At 54.2% G+C, this 20174-nt stretch carries 15 protein-coding genes; 6 read left to right on the plus strand and 9 right to left on the minus strand.

What is annotated here, in order from left to right; genetic code table 11:
• Positions 1–21: 21 nt before the first annotated feature.
• From rsgA to ACIQW9_RS01370, 3 genes are read right to left on the minus strand one after another with little or no spacing between them, the layout of a single operon-like run.
• On the minus strand, positions 22–918 hold the full coding sequence (rsgA, locus tag ACIQW9_RS01360; protein ID WP_402331995.1) for a ribosome small subunit-dependent GTPase A: 897 nt from the start codon (positions 916–918) through the stop codon (positions 22–24).
• Complete coding sequence (locus tag ACIQW9_RS01365; protein WP_402331998.1) at positions 918–1271, minus strand: 4a-hydroxytetrahydrobiopterin dehydratase; 354 nt, start codon at positions 1269–1271, stop codon at positions 918–920. Before ACIQW9_RS01365 ends, rsgA begins: the two co-directional genes overlap by 1 nt.
• Before the next feature lie 11 nt (positions 1272–1282).
• On the minus strand, positions 1283–2539 hold the full coding sequence (locus ACIQW9_RS01370) for a M48 family metallopeptidase (protein WP_402332001.1): 1257 nt from the start codon (positions 2537–2539) through the stop codon (positions 1283–1285).
• Positions 2540–2589: 50 nt separating this feature from the next.
• Between ACIQW9_RS01370 and orn the strand changes: the two genes are divergently transcribed.
• Entirely contained in the window at positions 2590–3186 is a 597-nt protein-coding gene (gene orn / locus ACIQW9_RS01375) for an oligoribonuclease (protein WP_402332003.1), read from the plus strand.
• 100 nt (positions 3187–3286) lie between these two features.
• Here the strand turns inward: orn and ACIQW9_RS01380 are convergent, their stop codons facing one another.
• Positions 3287–3985, minus strand: coding sequence for a UPF0149 family protein (locus ACIQW9_RS01380; RefSeq protein WP_402332006.1), 699 nt, complete (start codon positions 3983–3985; stop codon positions 3287–3289).
• Between the two features lie 150 nt (positions 3986–4135).
• Between ACIQW9_RS01380 and ACIQW9_RS01385 the strand changes: the two genes are divergently transcribed.
• The 3 genes from ACIQW9_RS01385 (at position 4136) to ACIQW9_RS01395 (ending at position 8119) form a co-directional block, all read left to right on the plus strand.
• On the plus strand, positions 4136–5128 hold the full coding sequence (locus ACIQW9_RS01385; protein WP_402332008.1) for a serine/threonine protein kinase: 993 nt from the start codon (positions 4136–4138) through the stop codon (positions 5126–5128).
• 514 nt (positions 5129–5642) lie between these two features.
• Positions 5643–6806, plus strand: a complete 1164-nt coding sequence (locus tag ACIQW9_RS01390) for an ACT domain-containing protein (protein ID WP_402332011.1) — start codon at positions 5643–5645, stop codon at positions 6804–6806.
• 185 nt (positions 6807–6991) lie between these two features.
• Positions 6992–8119, plus strand: a complete 1128-nt coding sequence (locus ACIQW9_RS01395; protein ID WP_402332014.1) for an aminotransferase class V-fold PLP-dependent enzyme — start codon at positions 6992–6994, stop codon at positions 8117–8119.
• Between the two features lie 109 nt (positions 8120–8228).
• On the opposite strand, the gene ACIQW9_RS01400 is transcribed toward ACIQW9_RS01395, so the two are convergent.
• The 5 genes from ACIQW9_RS01400 to ACIQW9_RS01420 form a co-directional block, all read right to left on the minus strand.
• The gene (locus ACIQW9_RS01400; protein WP_402332017.1) at positions 8229–8567 is read right to left on the minus strand and encodes a hypothetical protein; all 339 of its coding nucleotides are present in this window, start codon (positions 8565–8567) and stop codon (positions 8229–8231) included.
• A gap of 81 nt (positions 8568–8648) precedes the next feature.
• Positions 8649–10202 carry a response regulator gene (locus ACIQW9_RS01405; protein ID WP_402332018.1) on the minus strand — a complete coding sequence of 518 codons (1554 nt, stop codon included), beginning with the start codon at positions 10200–10202 and terminating at the stop codon, positions 8649–8651.
• A gap of 375 nt (positions 10203–10577) precedes the next feature.
• On the minus strand, positions 10578–11312 hold the full coding sequence (locus ACIQW9_RS01410; RefSeq protein WP_402337806.1) for a hypothetical protein: 735 nt from the start codon (positions 11310–11312) through the stop codon (positions 10578–10580).
• Between the two features lie 608 nt (positions 11313–11920).
• Positions 11921–13291 carry a chromate efflux transporter gene (gene chrA / locus ACIQW9_RS01415; protein WP_402332021.1) on the minus strand — a complete coding sequence of 457 codons (1371 nt, stop codon included), beginning with the start codon at positions 13289–13291 and terminating at the stop codon, positions 11921–11923.
• Positions 13288–14220, minus strand: coding sequence for a chromate resistance protein ChrB domain-containing protein (locus ACIQW9_RS01420; RefSeq protein WP_402332024.1), 933 nt, complete (start codon positions 14218–14220; stop codon positions 13288–13290). Before ACIQW9_RS01420 ends, chrA begins: the two co-directional genes overlap by 4 nt.
• A gap of 135 nt (positions 14221–14355) precedes the next feature.
• On the opposite strand from ACIQW9_RS01420, the gene ACIQW9_RS01425 reads away from it, so the two are divergent.
• Both ACIQW9_RS01425 and ACIQW9_RS01430 read left to right on the plus strand, forming a co-directional pair.
• Complete coding sequence (locus tag ACIQW9_RS01425) at positions 14356–14706, plus strand: DUF3147 family protein (RefSeq protein WP_402332027.1); 351 nt, start codon at positions 14356–14358, stop codon at positions 14704–14706.
• Between the two features lie 473 nt (positions 14707–15179).
• Positions 15180–20168, plus strand: coding sequence for an AAA family ATPase (locus ACIQW9_RS01430; protein WP_402332030.1), 4989 nt, complete (start codon positions 15180–15182; stop codon positions 20166–20168).
• The last annotated feature ends 6 nt before the right edge of the window (positions 20169–20174 follow it).

Consider the following 20174-nt stretch of genomic DNA (forward strand, 5'->3'; position numbering starts at 1 on the left):
AGGCGGTTGGCGCCCCGTTCTTTAGTACAGCTTTTGTGATGATTCATGCAATAACTGCAGGTACAGCGCATGCCGCATGGGAGAAATATCACTTGCTGCGACTGCAGTACGGATCGCGCATTCCGGCTCATTGGAATGATGGCAATTATAAAATTTGCATTTCCCCAGATATGGTTCAAATTCCGGAAATGCGCGCTCCAGCATGCCTTCAGTCAAATGATAAAGACCGAACTCCTGAAAGCCCGGTGAATCGATAATCATCGTTTGATCGTCGATCGCATACAGTCGCGTGAAGGTGGTGGTGTGCTTGCCGGTATCGAGCGCGGCGGAGATTTCGCGTACCGCAATGTCGGCATCCGGCACGATCAGGTTAATGATCGACGATTTACCCATGCCGGATTGACCGATCAGGATGGTCGATTGCCCGGTCAGCAAAGGCAACAGCGCAGCGACGGTTGCTTCCGGCTGCATGGTGGCCGACACTTCATGTACCGGATAACCGAGTCCACCATAGAAAGCCACGCGCTTGCGGGTTTTTTCCAGCGAAGCGACGACGTCGATTTTATTCAGAATGATGTGCACGCTGACGCCGGCAGCTTCTGCGGCGACCAGCGAGCGCGATACCAGATCATCGGAAAATCCCGGCTCGGTCGCCACCACGATGAATAATTGCGTGACGTTGGCAGCCAGCAGCTTGGATTTGTACTGGTCCGAGCGATACAGCAGGGTCTTGCGTTCGGTGATGGCTTCGATCACCCCCTGATTGGCGGAGGTCAGTTGCAGATCAACGATATCGCCGACAGCCACATCACTCTTCTTGCCGCGCGTGACGCATTGAAGTTTTGCAGTATCGGTTTGCACCAGATAGTGACGGCCGTGGGCGGCAATCACGCGGCCTTGTATTTTCTGTGCTGCCATCAGGAATGCATGCCGTGTTCAAAGATCGCGTCCAGTTTCGCCGCGCAGATGAAATCGTTGTCCGACAAACCGCCTTTGCCTTCATTGACCGAATGCGTGTTGTATTTGACGGTGCAGTGCTTGTAGGTAATCACCAATTCAGGATGATGATCTTCGGCGTGAATCACATAAACGATGGCGTTCACGAAGGCCATCGTCGCGTAGTAATTCTTGAACGTATATTCACGGAATATTTTTCCATCCTGCAGCCGCCATGCGGCGACTGCCTGCAAACGCTGCGCGATTTCTTCGGCGGTCAGTGCCTTTGTTTGGGGCTGGCACTTCTGTTGGCGCAAATCGGCAGCGTTGTTCATGGTGTGCCCGTTCAAGTGGAAAGCAGCTTGTTGATACGCACGCTGGCCGGTGGATGCGAATCGTAAAATGCCGAATGCAGAGGGTCGGGCGTCAGTGTCGATGCATTGTCTTCATACAGTTTGACCAGTGCCGATACCAGATCCTGCGAGCTCGTGTGTTGTGCCGCAAAGGCATCGGCTTCAAATTCATGCTTGCGCGAGCTGAGCGAAGTCAGCGGCGAAAACAGGAAAGAGAACACCGGCAGTACCAGCGCAAACAGGATCAGCGCCATTGCGTCGTTACTGGCGCCCATCATCGGTTCCACACCCAGGCCGGTAAAGAACCATGTCTGCGTTTTCAGGTAGCCGAGCAGAGCCAGCAGGGCCAGCGACGCAGCAAACATTACGCAGATACGCTTGACGATGTGCTTGAGTTTGAAGTGGCCGAGTTCATGTGCCAGCACGGCTTCAATTTCATGCGGTGCCAGGCGTTCCAGCAGGGTATCGAAAAAGACGATGCGCTTGGCCGCACCGAAGCCGGAAAAATACGCATTGCCGTGCGCACTGCGACGTGAACCGTCCATCACAAACAAGCCGCTGGATGCAAAGCCGATGCGCTGCATCAGATTTTCAATGCGGGTACGCAGATTCTCGTCTTCCAGTGGTTTGAACTTGTTGAACATAGGCGCAATGAAGAGCGGTACCAGTACCAGCATCAACATCTGGAAAGAACACCAGACTATCCATGCATACAGCCACCACAGGTCGCCGGATTTTTCCATCAGGATCAGTGTGATCCATACCAGGCTGAGGCCGAGCGCAAGCGACAGCACAGTGCTTTTAAACAGATCGGCAAAGAACAGCGCAGGCGACATGCGATTGAAGCCGAAGCGGGCTTCCAGTACGAACTGGCGGAAATAATCGAAGGGCAATTCAATCAGGCCGGAGATCAATGCGAACGCCAGCACCAGCGCCAATTGATAACGCCAGCCGTCGCCGAAGACGGAAAACGAAGCATTCGCCAGCCATTGCAAGCCGCCCATCAGTGTGAAGCCGATCAGGACGGCAGCATTCAGCAACACGATAAAGAGTGCAAACTTGGTTTTCGCAATCGAGTAATCAGCCGCTTTTTGATGTGCTTCCAGTGAAATCTGGCCGGCAAATTGCGCAGGCACCGTGGCGCGATTGGCAAGGATGTGGCGGATGTGGCGCGAGGCAAGCCAGAAGCGAACGACCAGGCTAATAAGCAGGAAGCTGATAAACAAAACGGTAAACGCGAGTGATGACATTCTTTTCCTGTGAGAAAATGGCGGATTAGGCTGGTCCAAGGGAAACAATTATGTCACAAGCTGCTGAAGTAACACCATCGGTAACGCCATCCACGGTGCCGGTGCGTCCGAATGAATTCAATCTGGTATGGCTGGATATGGAAATGACCGGACTCGATTGCGACAATGACTGCATCATCGAGGTTGCCGTAGTGGTAACGGATGCGGAATTGAATATTATCGGCGAAGGGCCGGTATTTGCCATCCATCAATCAGATGAAACGCTGGACAAGATGGATGCATGGAACAAGGGCACGCATGGCCGCTCCGGCTTGATCGAACGCGTCAAGGCATCGACGGTGACCGAGGCGCAGGCGGAAGAGGAATTGATCGAGTTTTTGAAAAAATACGTGCCTAAAGGCAAATCGCCGATGTGTGGCAATTCGATTTGCCAGGATAGACGCTTCATGGCGCGCGGCATGCCGAAACTGGAAGCCTTCTTCCATTACCGCAATCTGGATGTATCGACATTAAAAGAATTGTGCAAACGCTGGAAGCCTGAGTTGGCGAGCGGTTTCAAGAAACATCAGAAGCACACTGCGCTGGCCGATATCATTGAATCGATAGAAGAACTGCGTTACTACCGTGAGCATTTCATCAAGGAATAATGTGCGGCTAGCTTTGCTGCCGTCATGGCGGCAAGGCTGGAAAACAAAAAAGGCATGTGATGATCACATGCCTTTTTTGCATCCGGACTGTGCCGGCGTCTTATTCTGCGGCTGGTTCAGCGCCGCAGCATTTCTTGAATTTCTTCCCGCTGCCGCATGGGCAATCATCGTTGCGACCGATTTTCGGTTCTTCTCGTTGTACGGTTTTCACTGCCGACTTGCGGTGCGGCAGCCAGAACTTGTGGATTTCCGGAATCGCGGCTTCGATCTCGATCGTCAGCTTGTGGCATTTGACCGGATTATCGACCAGCACCAATTCTTCTTCTTCGATTTCTTCCGCACCCAGCAGATAGATAGGGCGCATCAATGGTGCAATGTTCGAGGTGTGGATAGGTTCCCACGCTTCGGCGCGCAGGCTCATGCCTAAATTGAAACCCCAGGCCCAGGCTTCGCCATCCAGTACCGGTTTGCCTTCCCACTCGTGTTCGCAAAACAGCGGCTCGTATTCCTTGGGTGCGACTTCCAGCGTAATGGCGATCTCGTTCATGAAACGCGCGATCAGGCCGACAATGCGTTCGTATTCCTTGTCGTTCTTGAACTTCGGCACCGCTTCTGCGTTTTCGCCCCATACATGTGGCAGCCACTCGGCCAGTGGCACTTCTTCCGGACCGACTACCAGCGCGGTCAGGTAGCCGTGCAGGGAGTCCATTGCCATGCAGTCGTCGGCAGTGCGATCGGAAAGCAGGAATTTATCGAGTTCGTCGAATTCTTTATCGGAAAGGGGCTGGTCGAGATGCATGATGAGTTTCTTTGTTGATGTGCAGAGGCGACAGTGTATCAGTACGGTTTTGAACCAGGCGAGCAGATTGCGGAAACCATGCGATTTGCCAAATGGAAAGCCGACCATCATTCGCCGGAGAAATAGTGCTGTGGCACGTACAATGTGCAGATGAATGAATCCACACTCTTGTCTTTTTCCACACTCACGCCAGACTGTGTGCTTGATGCGCTGGAAAGCGTCGGTCTGTATAGCGATGGCCGCCTGCTGGCGCTCAACAGTTACGAAAATCGCGTCTACCAGATCGGTATGGAAGACGGCCCGCCGCTGGTTACAAAATTTTATCGTCCGGCGCGCTGGAGCGATGCGGCGATATTGGAAGAGCACGCGTTTGTCGCCAAGCTGGTCGAACTGGAAATTCCGGTGGTGCCGGCGATGACGCTGGCCAACGGACGTACGCTGCATGAATTTTCGGGATTCAAGTTTTCCGTTTTCGCACGGCACGGCGGACGTGCTCCCGAGCTGGACGATCCGGCAACGCTGGAATGGCTGGGGCGTTTTATCGGACGTATACATGCGGTCGGCGCAGTGCAGACGTTTGAACATCGCCCCGCCTTGAATATTGCGACCTTCGGCGAAGAGCCGCGCGATTATCTGCTGGCGAATAATTTCATCCCGCCGGATCTGCTCGATGCATATCGCAGCGTGATTGCGCAGGCGCTGGATGGCGTACGCCGCTGCTTCGATCGTGCCGGCGATGTCAGCATTCTGCGCCTGCATGGCGACTGTCATTGCGGCAATGTGCTGTGGACCGATGCCGGTCCGCACTTTGTCGATTTTGACGACAGCCGCATGGGACCGGCAATACAGGATTTGTGGATGCTGTTATCGGGAGAACGGCGCGACATGGTGCGCCAGTTATCCGATCTGCTGGCCGGCTACGAAGACTTCGCCGACTTCGATGTGCGTGAGTTGCATTTGATCGAAGCCTTGCGCACCTTGCGCCTGATTCACTATGCAGCATGGCTGGCGCGTCGCTGGGATGACCCTGCATTCCCGGTGGCATTTCCTTGGTTTAACACGCAGCGTTACTGGCAGGACAGGATTCTGGAATTGCGTGAGCAGGTGGCCTTGATGGATGAAGCACCTTTGTGGACGAATTGATGGTGATTCTTGATTAAACGGACGGCGGATTGCGACTCGAAACGGTTGCATTCGAGTGCGGTTTATCATTTTCCCGCCTCTCATTGATGGGCGGGATTTTTACGTCTGATTGCTGAATGTCAGCTTTCGGCCCTTAGCCAGATTTCGCAAACTACATGATGTTTGCCAGCGGGTGTTCAAGCGAGCGGAGGCAGGCGCGTAGCAGCTAATTCTTGCCGATTCCTCGGTGTGGGACATGCCGGTGCCGACAACTTTATCGGTGCTCATATCCGCTCTGCATGCCGTATCGCCAGGTCCTTTCTGGTATCCTTGCGGCCTGCGTGACGCGAAATTACGACAAAATCAAAGCGTATCTTGGTCGCTCCGAAACCCGTCGCATATTCTGACAGCGCGAACCCGTACTGGCAGTCGCTGCCGCTACAGCGCGTTCGCGATGAATTGCATTGAGGCGCGCATGCGTTGCAGAGCAGGGCTGACTCGTACCGTTTGTGTATAGATAAAGGAATGGATAAAAATGAAATGTGCATTGGTAGGATCGCGCTTCTTTGGCGCCCAGGTATTTGAGACGCTACGCAAGGAAAAAGGGATTGAATTTACCAGCGTCGTCGCGCCGGCTGAAGACGATCGTCTGGCGCAAGCCGCACGGGCGGCCGGCGTCCCGCTGCACATACTCGAAAACCCGCGCTTCGTGCCGGGCGAGGCAATTGCCGAGGGTACCGATATCATCCTCGCGGCGCATACACATGCACGGGTGAGCGACGAGGCACTTGCGCGCGCGCGCCTGGGCGGCATCGGCTATCACCCGTCGTTGTTGCCCAGACATCGCGGCATTGCTGCGGTCGAGTGGACGATACTGGAAGGCGATCCTATCGCCGGTGGTTCGATATATCACCTGGCCGACGGCTGGGATGCCGGCGCCGTCGCTGCGCAGGATTGGTGTTTTGTTGAAAAAGGTGAAACCGCGCGTGAGCTGTGGGAGCGTGCATTGGCGCCTATGGGCTTGCAGCTGTTGAGCAAAGTCATCCACCATGCCGCCGAACACGGCGTGCTGCCGGCTTTCCAGCAGGATGCACGCTTCGCGACCAAGGCGCCGATGATCCGACGCTCTGTGGTGCTGGCCGAGGAAGTGTCTGCCACCACCACCTCGCTGGTTGTCTCCATTGTGGGTACTGACCGTCACGGCATCGTCCGTTCGCTGGCCGAACGGGCGCAGCGTTACGGCGCCAACTGGGCAGCCAGTCGCATGAGCAGGCTCGCCGGGGAATTCGCCGGCATGGTGCACTTCGAGGTGCCGCACGAGAATGCGGATGCGCTGGCAAATGCCTTGCGCGGTCTGGAGTCCAGCGGCTTGCAGGTGGTCGTTGCCAAGAGCAATGGCGCCGAAGTATCCGATGCGATCAAGAGCGTCGAACTCGAATTGATCGGCGACGATCGTGTGGGGATCGTCAGTAGTCTGACCAAGATCCTGGCGGAACGTAATGTCAGCGTCGAGAGCATACATACCGAGATCGTTCGCAGCGGCGTGTCCGGCAAGCAAACGTTCAAGATCGGAGCGCACTTGCTGGTTCCCGCCAAGTTGTCCGTCGATGACTTGCGACAGGAGCTGGGCACTTTGGCGCACGAAATGACAGTCGACATCGCCCTGGGCGAGAAACCAAAATCCGAGCCATCGAATTGAATACCGGCTTGACGCATACCCGTTACGGGGTGAGCGCGGGCATATAAAACAGACATTCCTGGCGTAGCCCCATGCTGAGGCTACGTTTTGGTAGAATCTATCCTTTGCGGCATTCTTTGCCTTTTGTGGCCTGACCGGAGTACATCCTGGTCAGGCCGAGTTTATTTATTTTTGCTGGAGCAAACGTGCCAGGTCTACTTTCCAACGTCGATCCCGACGGTCTTCTCGAATATTCCGTTGTTTACACCGATCGTGCGATCAACCATATGTCCGAACGCTTTCAAGGCGTAATGAAGGATATTTCCAAGACCTTGAAACAGGTCTACAAGGCGCAATCGGCAGTTGTCATGCCCGGTAGCGGCACCTTCGGCATGGAAGCTGTAGCGCGTCAGTTCGCGACCAAGCAGCAATGCCTGATTCTGCGCAATGGCTGGTTCAGCTATCGCTGGACCCAGATTCTGGATATGGGCGACATTCCTGCCGGCACCACAGTGCTGAAAGCACGTCAGTTGGAAGATGCCACGCAGGCAGCTTTTGCACCGGCCCCTATTGACGAAGTGATCGCCACTATCAAGGCGACCAAACCGGCTGTAGTGTTTGCTCCGCACGTGGAAACCGCCTCCGGGATCATGCTGCCGGACGACTACATGCGTCAGGTTTCTGATGCTGTACATGCGGTCGGCGGCTTGTTCGTGCTGGACTGCATCGCCTCGGGTTGCATGTGGGTCGATATGCAAGCGACCGGCGTCGACGTTCTGATCAGTGCGCCGCAAAAGGGCTGGAGTGCTTCGGCCGGCTGTGCCTTCATCATGTTGAGCGCACGCGCACGAGAAAAAATCGAGACGACCCAAAGCACCAGCTTCGCTTGCGATTTGCGCAAGTGGTTGCAGATCATGGAATCGTACGAGCAAGGCAACGTTGCTTATCACACCACCATGCCTACGGATGCACTCACCGTCCTGCGCGGCGTGATGGAAGAAACTGCAGCATACGGTTTCGATAAAGTCCGTGCCGAGCAGCAGGAACTGGGCGATAAAGTGCGCGCACTGCTGGTATCAAAAGGGTTCAAGAGCGTTGCCGCAGAAGGCTTTCAAGCTCCAGGCGTGGTGGTGAGCTACACCAACGATGACGGCATACAATCGGCCAAGAAATTTGTGGCCGCTGGTTTGCAGACGGCAGCGGGTGTGCCTTTGCAATGCGATGAACGGGCAGACTTCAAGACCTTCCGCGTCGGCCTGTTTGGTCTCGACAAGCTGCACAACATCGAGCGCACCGTAGCGAATCTGTCCAAAGCTCTGGACACGATGCTCTAAAAAGCTCGTGGTTCAATGATTGTACGATGCGTGATGATCTGACGGATCATCACGCATTTGAAGAGACGGGATAGGCTGTCAGCAGCCTGCCGATTAAGCTCCGTCTTCGTCAAACCCTCTGCGCATTCTTCGCCAGCACATCCAGTGCTGCAATCACCGCATCTGCTGCAGTATCGCTATTGGCAATCAGCACTGCGTGCTCAATCGCTTCGTCGCGCTTGGTTTTTGCAAAATAAGCCAGCAGGTAATCGCCGTTTTCAGTGCCGGCAGTATTTCTGTCATCGTCTTTTGCCAGCCGACGCGCGTACCAGACGGCGTAGCCGTTCGACTCTTCACAGCAATACACTTCCACCGAATGATGCGGGCCGAGCGGAAATTCTTCCGGGTCGGTATGCCATATCGTTTTGCGCCACAGGTGATTTTTTTTGGATTCAGGGATGTGATTCATTTTTCTATGCTTTCCAGTCTGCTTCGGAATGATGGGCAAGTTGAATTTGCGCTCTGTTTGATGACGATGGCAATCGTTCGTTTAATGCTTGTTTGGTGATATGGCATGGCTGGCAGTGTTCAGCATGCTGTGTAATTTTGCATCTATGCGTGCATATTCGCATGCAATCGCATGGAAGTGCGACGGCGCATCGTCCAGTTCATTGTTTTTCGCCCGGATTTCCAGTTCCCTGCATAAGGCAGCCAGTGCACTGGCGCCTATTGATGCCGAACTGCCGCATAGTACATGCGACAATTTTGCGATGGCAATGGCATCCTTGCCGGCGCTGACTTCTTGCAAGTGCGCCAGGCGTTTCGGACTGTCTTTCAGGAATAGCTGCGCCAGTTCGATAAAGTCTGCGCCAAACATTTGTTGCGTCGCCTCCAGCTCATCGTCCTGCTGCAACGTAACGACACCGCAGACAGGTTGCGAGTGCAACCAGCGCATCAGCATGTCGTTCAGTGCGCGCATGCGCATCGGTTTGCTGATGAAATCGTCCATGCCGATGGCGAGACAGGTGTCGCGTTCATTGCGATTGATGCCGGCCGACCAGCCGATGATGATGGCGTGTGTGTCAGCGTTTTCTGCTGCACGCAGCAGGGCAGTGGTTTGATAGCCGTCCATCTGCGGCATCTGGCAATCCATCAGGATCAGGTCGTAATGCTGTTCGCCGGACAGCAGCAAGGCTTGCGCACCGCTTTTTGCGGTATCGATCTTGCAGCCGAAGCGTCCCAGCATCTGTTGCGCGACTTGCAGGTTCACCGCATTGTCGTCTACCACCAGGATGCGGCAATGCGTGAAGAGCGGGGGGTGTTTCAGTGGCGTATTCTCGGCACCCAGACGTACGCCGGCGCAGACGAAGCGCGGCGCATCTTTTTTGACGATGCAGCCGCATAACATGTCCAGCGTATTGATCAGCATCGATGACGGTGCAGCTTGCGGCAGCCAGGCGGAAAAACCGGCATGCGTCAAACGTTCTGCATCGTGTCTGTTGTGTTCGTCGCTGATCAATACGAGCAGGGTATCGCGATGCAGCGCTGCATTGCCGATGGCGGTGCCCAGCGTTTCGCCATCGATACCGGGTATATATTGTTCCAGCAGCGCAATACGATAAGGGTCGGCACTGTGCGCCGCTTTTTCCAGCGCCGCCAGTGCGGCATTGGGCAATCCGAAGCCGTCTATGCGTACATCGTGTTGTTGCAGTTCTTCTTCAATTCGGGCGCGGGCAAGCGCATCGGCGCCGACCACCATCATCCGCGTGCCTGCCAGCGATTTGCGTGCTGCGTCATTCACGACGGGGTGCGGAACATCCAGATCGAGCAATTGCCCAATATCCGCCAGCAATGTGTCGGCGCTGCTTTGCGCCAGATTGATCATTTCGCACTGGTCGGAGGGAAGATCGTCTTTGCGTATCATTTCCAGCGCACCGATAATGCCGTTCATTTGCGTGTTGATCGTGTGCTGTATGTGATCAAGCAACTGTGTACGGATGTGCGTATCGCTCACCTGACCGTCGTAACGTTCCCGTCGCCGCGCAATGCGGTGCCGTTGTGCGGACGTAAGCGTCTTGAATGTGAATGGCAGGCGGAAGGACATGACTTTCCTGAGAGGTTTTTTCGCAACATCTGAAAATGGCGTGCCATTGCTACGATCGCCGTCCGCTAGAGAGCGGTATCAGTGAAGAATATAGCAAATGCTTGTGTAATTGGAATGATATTGCCGCCTTATTCTATTGTAAAAAATGCATCTTTACCTATAATCTTGCGCAAATCCGCACGATCAACATTGCATGAGCTGCAGCCCCGAATGACGGCTGCCATTTGCCTGAGCACGAGCTTGTATTTCTAATTTGCGTCGGATAGTTCCCGTGTTCCGGCTCTGCAGATCACCCTGTCGAAAGGGTGATTACGCAGGCGGTAAATATTCGGGGTCGGGCATGGTTTGATTCCGTTTTGTAGTCAGGCTTGTGCATTAGGGCAAGAAGGGCGGGGATAGCAAGCGCAAGCCTATGGAAAACCATCGTTGGCTGGTACTGCTGCCGAACTGGTTGCCGTATGTGGTATCGATCTGGATGCGGTTAGGCAGGAGCCAGTGACGCAATCCCATTTGGTAAGAAGGCTTGCCATGGTTTTGACCAAAGGTTTCGGCTATCAGCCAGGTACGTTCAGTCAACTGTGTTTCGGAACCCAGACCCCAAGTGAGAAGATTGCGTTTTGTTACCTGTTCGCGTAGCCAGCCGGTGTTTGTGTGCAGTACAAACTTGTCGTCATTGAAGGAAAAACTGAGCGGTACATTGGCATACAAATCACGTCCGCTACCTGATTGCGGATGGCGATCAGTTCCTAGGGTGAGAGCTGCGCCCCAGCCGTTGGTTTCGAGTGGTTTAAGCAGGGTCTTGCCTTGGAATATCTGATCTGAAGTGAAGGTGCCTACGGCATCATCGTGCGTACGGCTGCCACCCATGGTCACTTCAAGATTGCCGGTAAAGTTGCAGGCAGGCATAGCCCAGTATTCGGTACTGCCGCGGTTCATCTTGACCCAGCTTTCAAGCTGGCATGCCTTGTCATCAACGATGCGTGCATCGTCAGTAATCATGGGGCGTGCCGCATGCGCAGAAGTCGCAAGCGTACACAAGAGCAGGCTCAGTACTATGCTCAGTGGCAGATAGGCAGTGCCAAAACGGTCGGAATATTGAAAATGAGTCATACGCATGGTGCCCTCCTCAGTGGTTAAAAGAGGCGAAGTCTTTGCTTAAGCACCGCCAAGCAGTCGCACCGCTTTGATACGGTGCGTACAGTTTGACCAGCATGCCGAAACGGCATGCATTGTCCACGATCAAGCGATCCTTGGAAGGATCTCAGATCAGTCATAGTTCAAAGAGAAGAATAAAAACGTTTCCAGAACGGGAACGTAATTGGAATGCCGCTTCTCGCACTCAGCGAGACAGCAGCAGAGAGCCTGCGCATTATCTTACCGAGATTTTGCCGGCTTTCTGAACCGGCCAACTACTACGACTCGAACAAGTGCCCACAAGGGTCTCCGCAATTATCAAAACGGATGAATTCTACAACATAAAATTACAGTTCAGGACAATTCCTCTGTAACTGGTGCACTCGACACCAATGTATTTATTTTTCTTTTTCTGCTCTAGCACATGCGAAGAGTGGCGATGTTGCTTGAGACAGCGCTATCCAGCTGTGATAGCCGACGCAAGCCCGACTAACATAATCAAGCGCTGGAAAAATACGATGCCTTGTGCACGGTTTCGCCCAAGCCTGATCCGACCTGAGTATGCGCATACTGTATTGATCCGCTTAAGCCACGAGCATCTTTAGAACAAGTCCGATCACAGCACTTGCCGCGATGACGTGAATGACATTGCGTTTGTAGCGAACCAAGGCTACCGCCGCGATAACTGCCATTAAGGCTGCGATCCAGTCAAAGGTGCCGGAAAAGCCCTTCGGCCACAGGACGTGATAGGCAAAGAACACGGCCAGATTGAGGATCACGCCAACCACGGCAGCAGTAATACCCGTCAAGGGAGCAGTGAATTTCAGATTGCCGTGGGTGGATTCGACTAATGGCCCGCCCGCCAGAATGAAGATGAATGATGGCAGGAAAGTGAACCATGTCACGAGTACGGCCGCGGTAGCGCCGGCAAGGAATTGCAAATCAGGACCGAATACCGCCTGCACATAAGCGCCGACAAAGCCGACAAAAGCGACCACCATGATGAGCGGCCCGGGATTGGCTTCACCCAAGGCCAGGCCATCGATCATCTGGGTCGGCGTCAACCAGTTGTAATTTCCGATCGCCCCCTGATAGATATAAGGCAGTACCGCATAGGCGCCGCCGAAAGTCAGCAAGGCGGCTTTGGTAAAGAACCAGCCCATTTGCGTCAAGGTGTGGTCCCAACCGAAGCGTAGCGTCAAGGCTGCCATAGGTACGCACCACAACACGCCACCTACAGCCAGAATCTTCGTCAATCCAGACCAGTGAAATTGGGCGTGTTCAGGGGTAGGCGTATCGTCATCGATCAATGCCGGGCCGTACGATTTATCGGCTTGCCCGTGACTCCCCCCGACAGTGAATTTATGCGGGATATAACGACCACCGAGATAGCCGATCAAGCCTGCCGTTGCGACGATCACCGGGAAAGGGATATTCATCGCAAAAATTGCGACAAAGGATGCGGCGGCAATTGCCCACATCAAAGAGTTCTTCAATGCTCGCGAACCAATGCGATGAACCGCATGCACGACCACGGCTGTAATCGCTGGCTTGATACCGTAAAACAAACCGGCGATCAAAGGCACATGACCATAGGCGATATATAGCCAGGACAAGGCAATCAGGAAAAACAATGACGGTAGTACGAACAGCACGCCAGCTGCGATACCGCCTTTGGTACGATGCATCAGCCAGCCCATATAGGTAGCGAGTTGCTGACCTTCCGGCCCCGGCAGCAGCATGCAATAGTTCAACGCATGCAGAAAACGCCGCTCGCTGATCCAGCGTCTTTGTTCAACCAGTTCTCTGTGCATCAGAGATATTTGCGCGGCAGGACCACCGAAACCGATGAAGCCCAGTTTGAACCACAGTTTTAGAGCCTGCCAGAAAGACACTTGATCCGGCCGAGTTTGTTCATCAGCATCCGGAACCGTATTGGAAGTGATGTTGCTCATGCTGACATGTCCTGTTCAAAGGTCGTGAGCAGGCCATCGAAGATGCCTGACGCTATAGCCAAAAGCTGATCGTCATTGGTAATGGTTTTACGGATACCTGCCAGGGCACGTTCAATGCCGCTGGCTTCCGGCGGCTGTATGCCACCAGCGTCGATAAAGTGAACGATGCCGCCTAATCGCGCGAGTGGCGGAGAATCGAGTCCAAAGCTGGCTAACAAGGTTTCAAATGTCACTTTGGTGCCGACATGAGAAAACGCTGCGCCATCAAAGTCGAATCCCAGGGCATCGGCCGGGCAGTCTGCTGGCGATGCCAGCCAGAGAATTTTCGCTTCAGGATCGATAAAGCGACGAATCAGCCATGCGCTTGCCAGTCTATCCATCCAGGGGCGAGCTCGCGTCGCCCAGGTACGGCCGCGATAATCGGCAAGCGACAAGCCTTGAATTTCTCTCTTTATGGAGTGTGGCTCATCCGGCGACAAGATTCGAATTGCCGCCGTTTCCAATTCCAGTAATGCGGCATTTGTCTGTTTTTGCGATTCGCTGGAAAAGAAATCGATAGCCACTAACTGCTCAAAGGTTTTGCGTAATTTGCGTACCTGCTTCAGTGTTTCCGTCGCAGTATCGTTGCTAAGCATGGCGCGATATCGAGCAATGTCATCGGACAATGCGGCGAACTCTGTCGAACGATCGAACAAGGTAAGGAATGCATCCTTATCTGTACTTGTGTGCAATAAGTGTGTCGTGCCGCCATTTTTGTCGATATCGTCGGCAATTTCGGACAACATTGCCTTGCGGTCATTTTGTTCCGGCAACAGATAAACTCCATCGCGCAAGACTGCTGCACCGGAGGCTTTGAGTGCCCGCCATGCCCTCATACGTGCTGTGGCGTTTTCTGTTGGCAGGGTGAGGATGAGTAGTACCCACTTCATAATTTGTAGAGTTGTCTATATTTATGTAGTTAACTCTACCAGCTGTTTTTATTATTACAAGAAGAGATCTTGGCTTTTCTATTGCAGCGACATGCAATACTTCGTTGCGGCAATGTATAAATTTATGGAGAGAAAATGGCCTGGATCATTACGAAGTACCTGATTACTGCTGGTGTTGTGGTGCTTGTTTCCGAGTTCGCCAAGCGCAGCGATAAGCTGGGTGGCTTGATTGCCGCGTTGCCGATGATTACGGTGCTTACCTTGATCTGGTTGCATGTGGAAAAACAGCCCGAAGCGAAAGTGGCAAATCATGCTTGGTATACGTTTTGGTACGTGGTGCCGACGCTGCCCATGTTTTTGATTTTCCCGCCACTATTGTCCCGCATAGGATTCTGGCCTACGCTGCTCGCCTCTGTCGTGATTACCGTTATCTGTTTTACGGTGTTTGCTCTGGTGATGCGCCGCTTTGGCGTTGAGTTGATGTAATTCATTGCGCCTCCCACCTTTCCTTGCCCGGGCCTTCTATCGGTATGCTGTCTGCATCGGTTTGCAGTGGCGCGCAGAAGTCGAATACCGTTGCGCCTTGCGCCAGTTGCGACACCATGGCCAGCAGCTTGTCGTAGGCACCTCATTAGTTTGATCGCCATGTCACGGGTGTCGCGTGTCGTCGATTTCGCGGGCGGAAATGATTTCCTCTGTGCGTAGTTTGCCAGGCAATAATTTATTGCTTATTTGATAGCATATCGTTGCCGCGCAGCAGGCATTTCAAGCTATATTAACCGGGTGGTGGCCGCTGATACTTGCTTATCATCAACGGTGATTAATCTTTTCGCAAAAATCCGGTGCGCTGGTTACCGGTTTGAATCGACGTGGAGTATCAAATCAAAGTCCGACTATCATCGCCCCGGGCATCATCGGCGACACGATCCGAGCTGTCGAAAACCGGCTTGCATCGCGCCATGTTTTTTCGCCGGACGCTTGATTCCGGCGGACAAGTGCAGGCTGGTGACCATGCGTACGACCTGACAGCGGCACTGACCCTGATTGCATCCTTGATACGCGCCCTGCGCGAAGTGCACCAGCGTACGGAGTTGCATCAGGCACTGTGCCTGGCGAATGTGCGCCTGCTATCGGACGGTTCGGTTGAATTGCGCAACGATGCAACGGTGCCGCTGGCTTACAGTTCGCCGGAACAAACCGGTCGCATGAACCGCCAGGTCGATTATCGCAGCGACTATTATTCGCTTGGAATCGTGCTGTATGAATTACTGAGCGGCCATCTTCCTTTTGAATCCGACAGCGTGATGGAGCTGGTGCATAGCCACATCGCGAAAAAGCCGCTGCCGCCTGGCCGCTTCAATCCAGCGATTCCCGACACGCTAGGCAATATCGTTCTCAAGCTGCTGGCAAAAAATGCCGAGGATCGCTACCAGAGCCTGGAGGGTTTGCTCAGCGATATCGAACACTGCCGTTCCGCATTGGCTGAAGCCGGCATTGTTGAACCGTTCGTGCTGGCGCAGCACGATGCATGCGATCGCCTGCAGATTTCGCAGAAACTGTATGGGCGCCATCATGAGTACAGCTGCCTGCTGAATGCATACAAACGGGTCGCCACGGGCGGCGCCGAATTACTGCTGGTAAACGGCTATGCGGGCATAGGTAAATCTTCACTGGTGAATGAAATTCACAAGCCGGTAGCGGTGCAGGGCGGTTATTTTATTTCGGGAAAATTCGACCAGTTCAAACGCACGATTCCGTATTCGGCATTGAACCAGGCCTTCCGCGAATTGATGCGGCAAATCCTGACCGAAAACGAAAGCCGGATTGCCGAATGGCGCACCAAACTGCTGAGAGCGCTGGGTCCCAACGGACAGTTGATCATCGAGGCGATTCCCGAGCTGGAATTCATCATCGGCAGGCAGCCCCAGGTTCCGCTGCTGGGCGCCACGCGCAACAGTTTCAACTATGTGATGCTGAATTTCGTCAGCGTATTTACGCAGAGCGACCATCCCGTTGTGCTGTTTCTCGACGATTTGCAATGGGCGGATGCCGCCTCGCTGAAACTCATCACCCTGTTGATGAAGGATCTGGACGATCCCTGCCTACTCCTGATCGGCGCCTATCGCGACAATGAAGTCGATACCGCGCACCCGTTGAATCTGACGCTTGATGTGATACGCAAGCATGCCGTCGTCACGACGGTGGAAGTGAGTCCCTTGCAGGAAGACAGCATAGAAGAACTGGTGGCCGATACACTCAAACGCGACGTGCCTGAAACTCGTCTGCTGGCGCAACTGATCTATCGCAAAACATTCGGCAATCCCTTCTTCATCGGGCAGTTCATCAAGAGCCTGCGCAGCGACGGCCTGTTGTGGTTTGAAAATGGAGCGTGGCATTGGGATATCGTGCAAATTCAGGCCTTGCATATCACCGACAACGTGGTGGATTTACTGACCAGGGAGTTGCACCGTCTGCCGCAGGCAACGCAAAGTCTGCTGACGATCGCCGCCTGTATCGGCAACCGTTTCGATTTGCAAACGCTGGAAACGGTGAGTGAAAAATCGCAGCAGGAGATCAGCGAGTTATTGCACGATGCACTGCAAACCGGCTTGATTGTTCCGGCAGAGCATATCGCCGCGGCAGTCACCCTGGTGCCTTGTTCCTATCAGTTCCAGCACGACAGGGTGCAGCAGGCTGCGTATGAAGGCATAGCCAGACATGAAGCCGATGCCGTGCATCTGAAAATAGGCCGCCTGCTGCTGGATAGTTTGACGGCGGCGGAAAAGGAAGAGTGTATTTTCGATATCGTCGATCACCTGAATCAGGGCTGTGCATTGTTGACGCAACAGCAGGAGAAGGATGAGCTGGCCAGACTGAATTTGCTGGCAGCGAAAAAAGCGCGCAAATCGGCGGCCTTCGATGTGCACTGCGACTGTATCGAGATTGCCGACGAATTCGGCAGCGTAGAGGATTGGAGCAAAAAGCCGGAATTCATGCACGAGTTGTACATGGAGTTGATTAACGTTGCCTTTACCCGCGCCGATTATCGCGAAATGGAAAGGCTGTGCCAGATCGTCTGCGAAAAAAGCGCAACGCCGCACCAAATCATCGCTGCCAAGGATTACCTGATTCGCTGCTACGGTGCAATTAACAAACCGCAGGAATTGATGAAAACAGGGGTCGAGATGCTGGGAATTTCCGGCATCAGCTTGCCTGCCAACTTGAGCGAAAAACATATACGGTTGGCGCGCCTCAAGCTCACGTTGGCTTTGCGCGGCAAGGATCCGCTGGAGCTGGCGGATCTGCCGCCGGCGACCGATCCGCACTATCTATTGCAACTGCATGCAACGATGGCTTTTCTGGGTTACGGCTTTACCTATCTGGCGGGATCGAACGTCGTGTTGTGGGTCGCGCTGGAAATTGTGCGTCGTTCGATTCATTACGGTTCGTCGCCACATGCTGCTTATGCGTATGCGGTATGGGGTCGTACGCTGGCGGGCAAGCTGGGGAAGGCCGATGCAGGCTATCAATTCGGCAAGGCGGCGGCGCAGCTTGGCGGGCATAAACGCCTGCTGGGCGCAGTCGGTATTTTTCACGGCATCATCCGCCACCATCGCGAACATTTGCGACTGTCGCTGGAACCCTTGCTGGACACCTATACCAGAGCGATGGAAATCGGCGACAGGCCAGGCGCGATGCTTGCACTGTCGTTCTCGGATGCGATCCGCTTCCAGTCGGGCGGCAATGTGCAGGATGCACTGGCGACCTTACGCAAGGATTTGGATATCTATCGCAAGATGGATTACACCACGCTGCTCGGCGTGATGATTCCGTGGGCGCTGCTTTTTTCGCGCTTGAGCGGCGAGTCTGTCGTCGATATTACGCAGGGGCGCGAGCAGGAAGACTACGTGCAGATGCGCAAAACTGCTGCCGATCCGTGGGGTGTTTTTTACGTGCAATCGATACAGGCGATAGGCGAATATTATTTCGGCGAATTCGCCAGTGCGCAGCGGCACGCCCAGGAAGCGATTTCCTTGCCTGGTTTCGATTTCGGCACGCCATCGTCAGGATTCCTGTTGTGGATACATGCGCTGGCCGAGTTGGCGCAGTGCCATCCGCACGACGCCGGCAGTGCGCGTGTGTTGGCCAGTGTGCAGCGCATGCAGCGTCGCTTCAAACCGTGGGCCGAGCATGCGCCGATGAATTACCGACACAAATGGCAATTGGTCGAAGCCGAACGTTACCGTGTCGCCGGTAAAAACAGGCGCGCCGAGCAATGTTACGAGCTGGCGATCAAGGGAGCGCGCGAGCATGGTTTTGCCGGCGATGAAGCCTTGTCGCACGAACTGGCCGGGAAGTTTTATCTGGCTCAGTCTAAAGAGACTAATGCACGCATGCATCTGGAACAGGCGCATGCCGGATACGAAGAATGGGGCGGCTTTGCCAAGGCTTTGCAACTGGAAGCGGCTTACCCTGCCTTGCTGACGCGCGTGATGGCTCGCAAACGGGTCGGCAATCGTGGCCTGGCCGAAGCGCACGAACGGCAGGTGGATATACAAACGGTCATCCGTGCATCGCAAGCGCTGTCGGGGGAAATTCAAATCGACAAGCTGCTGGCCAAGCTGATGAATTTGCTGATTGAAAATGCCGGCGCGCAAAAAGGCGCTTTGCTGGCAATCGAGCACGGCCGCTTGTTCGTGCAGGCGGAAATCAACGCCGATACCATCATCCTGCAGCATGGAATGGCGGTAGAGAAAAGCACGCACCTGGCGCTGGCGGTAATCAACTATGTCAAACGCACTGGTGAGAAAGTCGTGCTGGGCGATGCGTTGAACGACAGCCAGTTCAACGGCGATCCTTACATTGCGCGCGAACATCCGAAATCGATACTTTGTCTGCCGCTGCATAAACAGGGCCAACTGGTTGGCATCCTGTATATGGAAAACAATCTGGCCATCGATGCATTCACAGCCGAACATGCGGAGCTGCTGCAGATCTTATCGACGCAGATTGCGATCTCGTTGGAGAATGCCGGCTTGTACAACGACCTGGAACAAAAAATTGAAGCGCGTACGCAGGCGCTGAGTCAGAAAAATGCCGAACTGCACACTACGCTGAACTCATTGCGGCAAACGCAAAAGCAATTGGTGGAATCGGCCAAGCTGGCTTCGCTGGGACAGCTGGTGGCGGGCGTGGCGCATGAAATCAATACGCCGGTCGGCGTCAGCATGACCAGCGCTTCGACGCTGGCGGAAGAAACCACGCGCCTGAAAACGCTGTTCCAGAGTGGCGAGATGAAGCGCTCCGATCTGGATACCTATGTCGGCACCGCCGTCACGATCAGCAAGCTCCTGCTGTCGAATATGGAGCGCGCTGCCACACTGATACAAAGTTTCAAGGATGTGGCGGTGGATCAGGCCAGCGAAGAGCGGCGCATTTTTCGCCTGAAGACGTATATCGATGAAGTCCTGTCGAATCTGAGTCCGATACTGCGTCGTTCCGAACACCGGATGACGGTCAATTGCGACGAGACGCTAGAGATCGATACTTACCCCGGCGCGCTGGCGCAAATCATCACCAACTTTGTGATGAATGCATTACTGCATGCGTTCACTGACGACAGATCGGGCGAAATGCGGATTGTGGTGCGCAATGTATATGCAAAAGGAATGGAAACCGATTTGATTGAATTGCGTTTCTCCGACAACGGCAGCGGCATCCCGCAAAAAAATATGACAAAAATATTCGATCCGTTTTTTACCACCATGCGCGGTAGCGGCGGTAGCGGGCTGGGTTTGAACATCATTCACAATCTGGTGACCGGCAGCCTGCAGGGACAGATTAGCGTAGAAAGCCAGATGGGCGCGGGCACCACCTTCATTGTGCGTTTTCCACGCAATCCGGCTGCGGCAGCGCCTGTAGCGCAAGCCGTGTTGCGCAATGCCTAGGGCACA

Source organism: Herminiimonas sp. NPDC097707, assembly GCF_044761395.1.
Lineage (GTDB): Bacteria > Pseudomonadota > Gammaproteobacteria > Burkholderiales > Burkholderiaceae_D > Oxalicibacterium.

Excerpts from the sequence above, each read along its gene's own strand:
- rsgA (WP_402331995.1), bottom strand. The coding sequence starts at position 918 with ATGGCAGCACAGAAAATACAAGGCCGCGTGATTGCCGCCCACGGCCGT.
- ACIQW9_RS01365 (WP_402331998.1), bottom strand. The coding sequence starts at position 1,271 with ATGAACAACGCTGCCGATTTGCGCCAACAGAAGTGCCAGCCCCAAACA.
- ACIQW9_RS01370 (WP_402332001.1), bottom strand. The coding sequence starts at position 2,539 with ATGTCATCACTCGCGTTTACCGTTTTGTTTATCAGCTTCCTGCTTATT.
- orn (WP_402332003.1), top strand. The coding sequence starts at position 2,590 with ATGTCACAAGCTGCTGAAGTAACACCATCGGTAACGCCATCCACGGTG.
- ACIQW9_RS01380 (WP_402332006.1), bottom strand. The coding sequence starts at position 3,985 with ATGCATCTCGACCAGCCCCTTTCCGATAAAGAATTCGACGAACTCGAT.
- ACIQW9_RS01385 (WP_402332008.1), top strand. The coding sequence starts at position 4,136 with ATGAATGAATCCACACTCTTGTCTTTTTCCACACTCACGCCAGACTGT.
- ACIQW9_RS01390 (WP_402332011.1), top strand. The coding sequence starts at position 5,643 with ATGAAATGTGCATTGGTAGGATCGCGCTTCTTTGGCGCCCAGGTATTT.
- ACIQW9_RS01400 (WP_402332017.1), bottom strand. The coding sequence starts at position 8,567 with ATGAATCACATCCCTGAATCCAAAAAAAATCACCTGTGGCGCAAAACG.
- ACIQW9_RS01405 (WP_402332018.1), bottom strand. The coding sequence starts at position 10,202 with ATGTCCTTCCGCCTGCCATTCACATTCAAGACGCTTACGTCCGCACAA.
- ACIQW9_RS01410 (WP_402337806.1), bottom strand. The coding sequence starts at position 11,312 with ATGACTCATTTTCAATATTCCGACCGTTTTGGCACTGCCTATCTGCCA.
- chrA (WP_402332021.1), bottom strand. The coding sequence starts at position 13,291 with ATGAGCAACATCACTTCCAATACGGTTCCGGATGCTGATGAACAAACT.
- ACIQW9_RS01420 (WP_402332024.1), bottom strand. The coding sequence starts at position 14,220 with ATGAAGTGGGTACTACTCATCCTCACCCTGCCAACAGAAAACGCCACA.
- ACIQW9_RS01425 (WP_402332027.1), top strand. The coding sequence starts at position 14,356 with ATGGCCTGGATCATTACGAAGTACCTGATTACTGCTGGTGTTGTGGTG.
- ACIQW9_RS01430 (WP_402332030.1), top strand. The coding sequence starts at position 15,180 with ATGTTTTTTCGCCGGACGCTTGATTCCGGCGGACAAGTGCAGGCTGGT.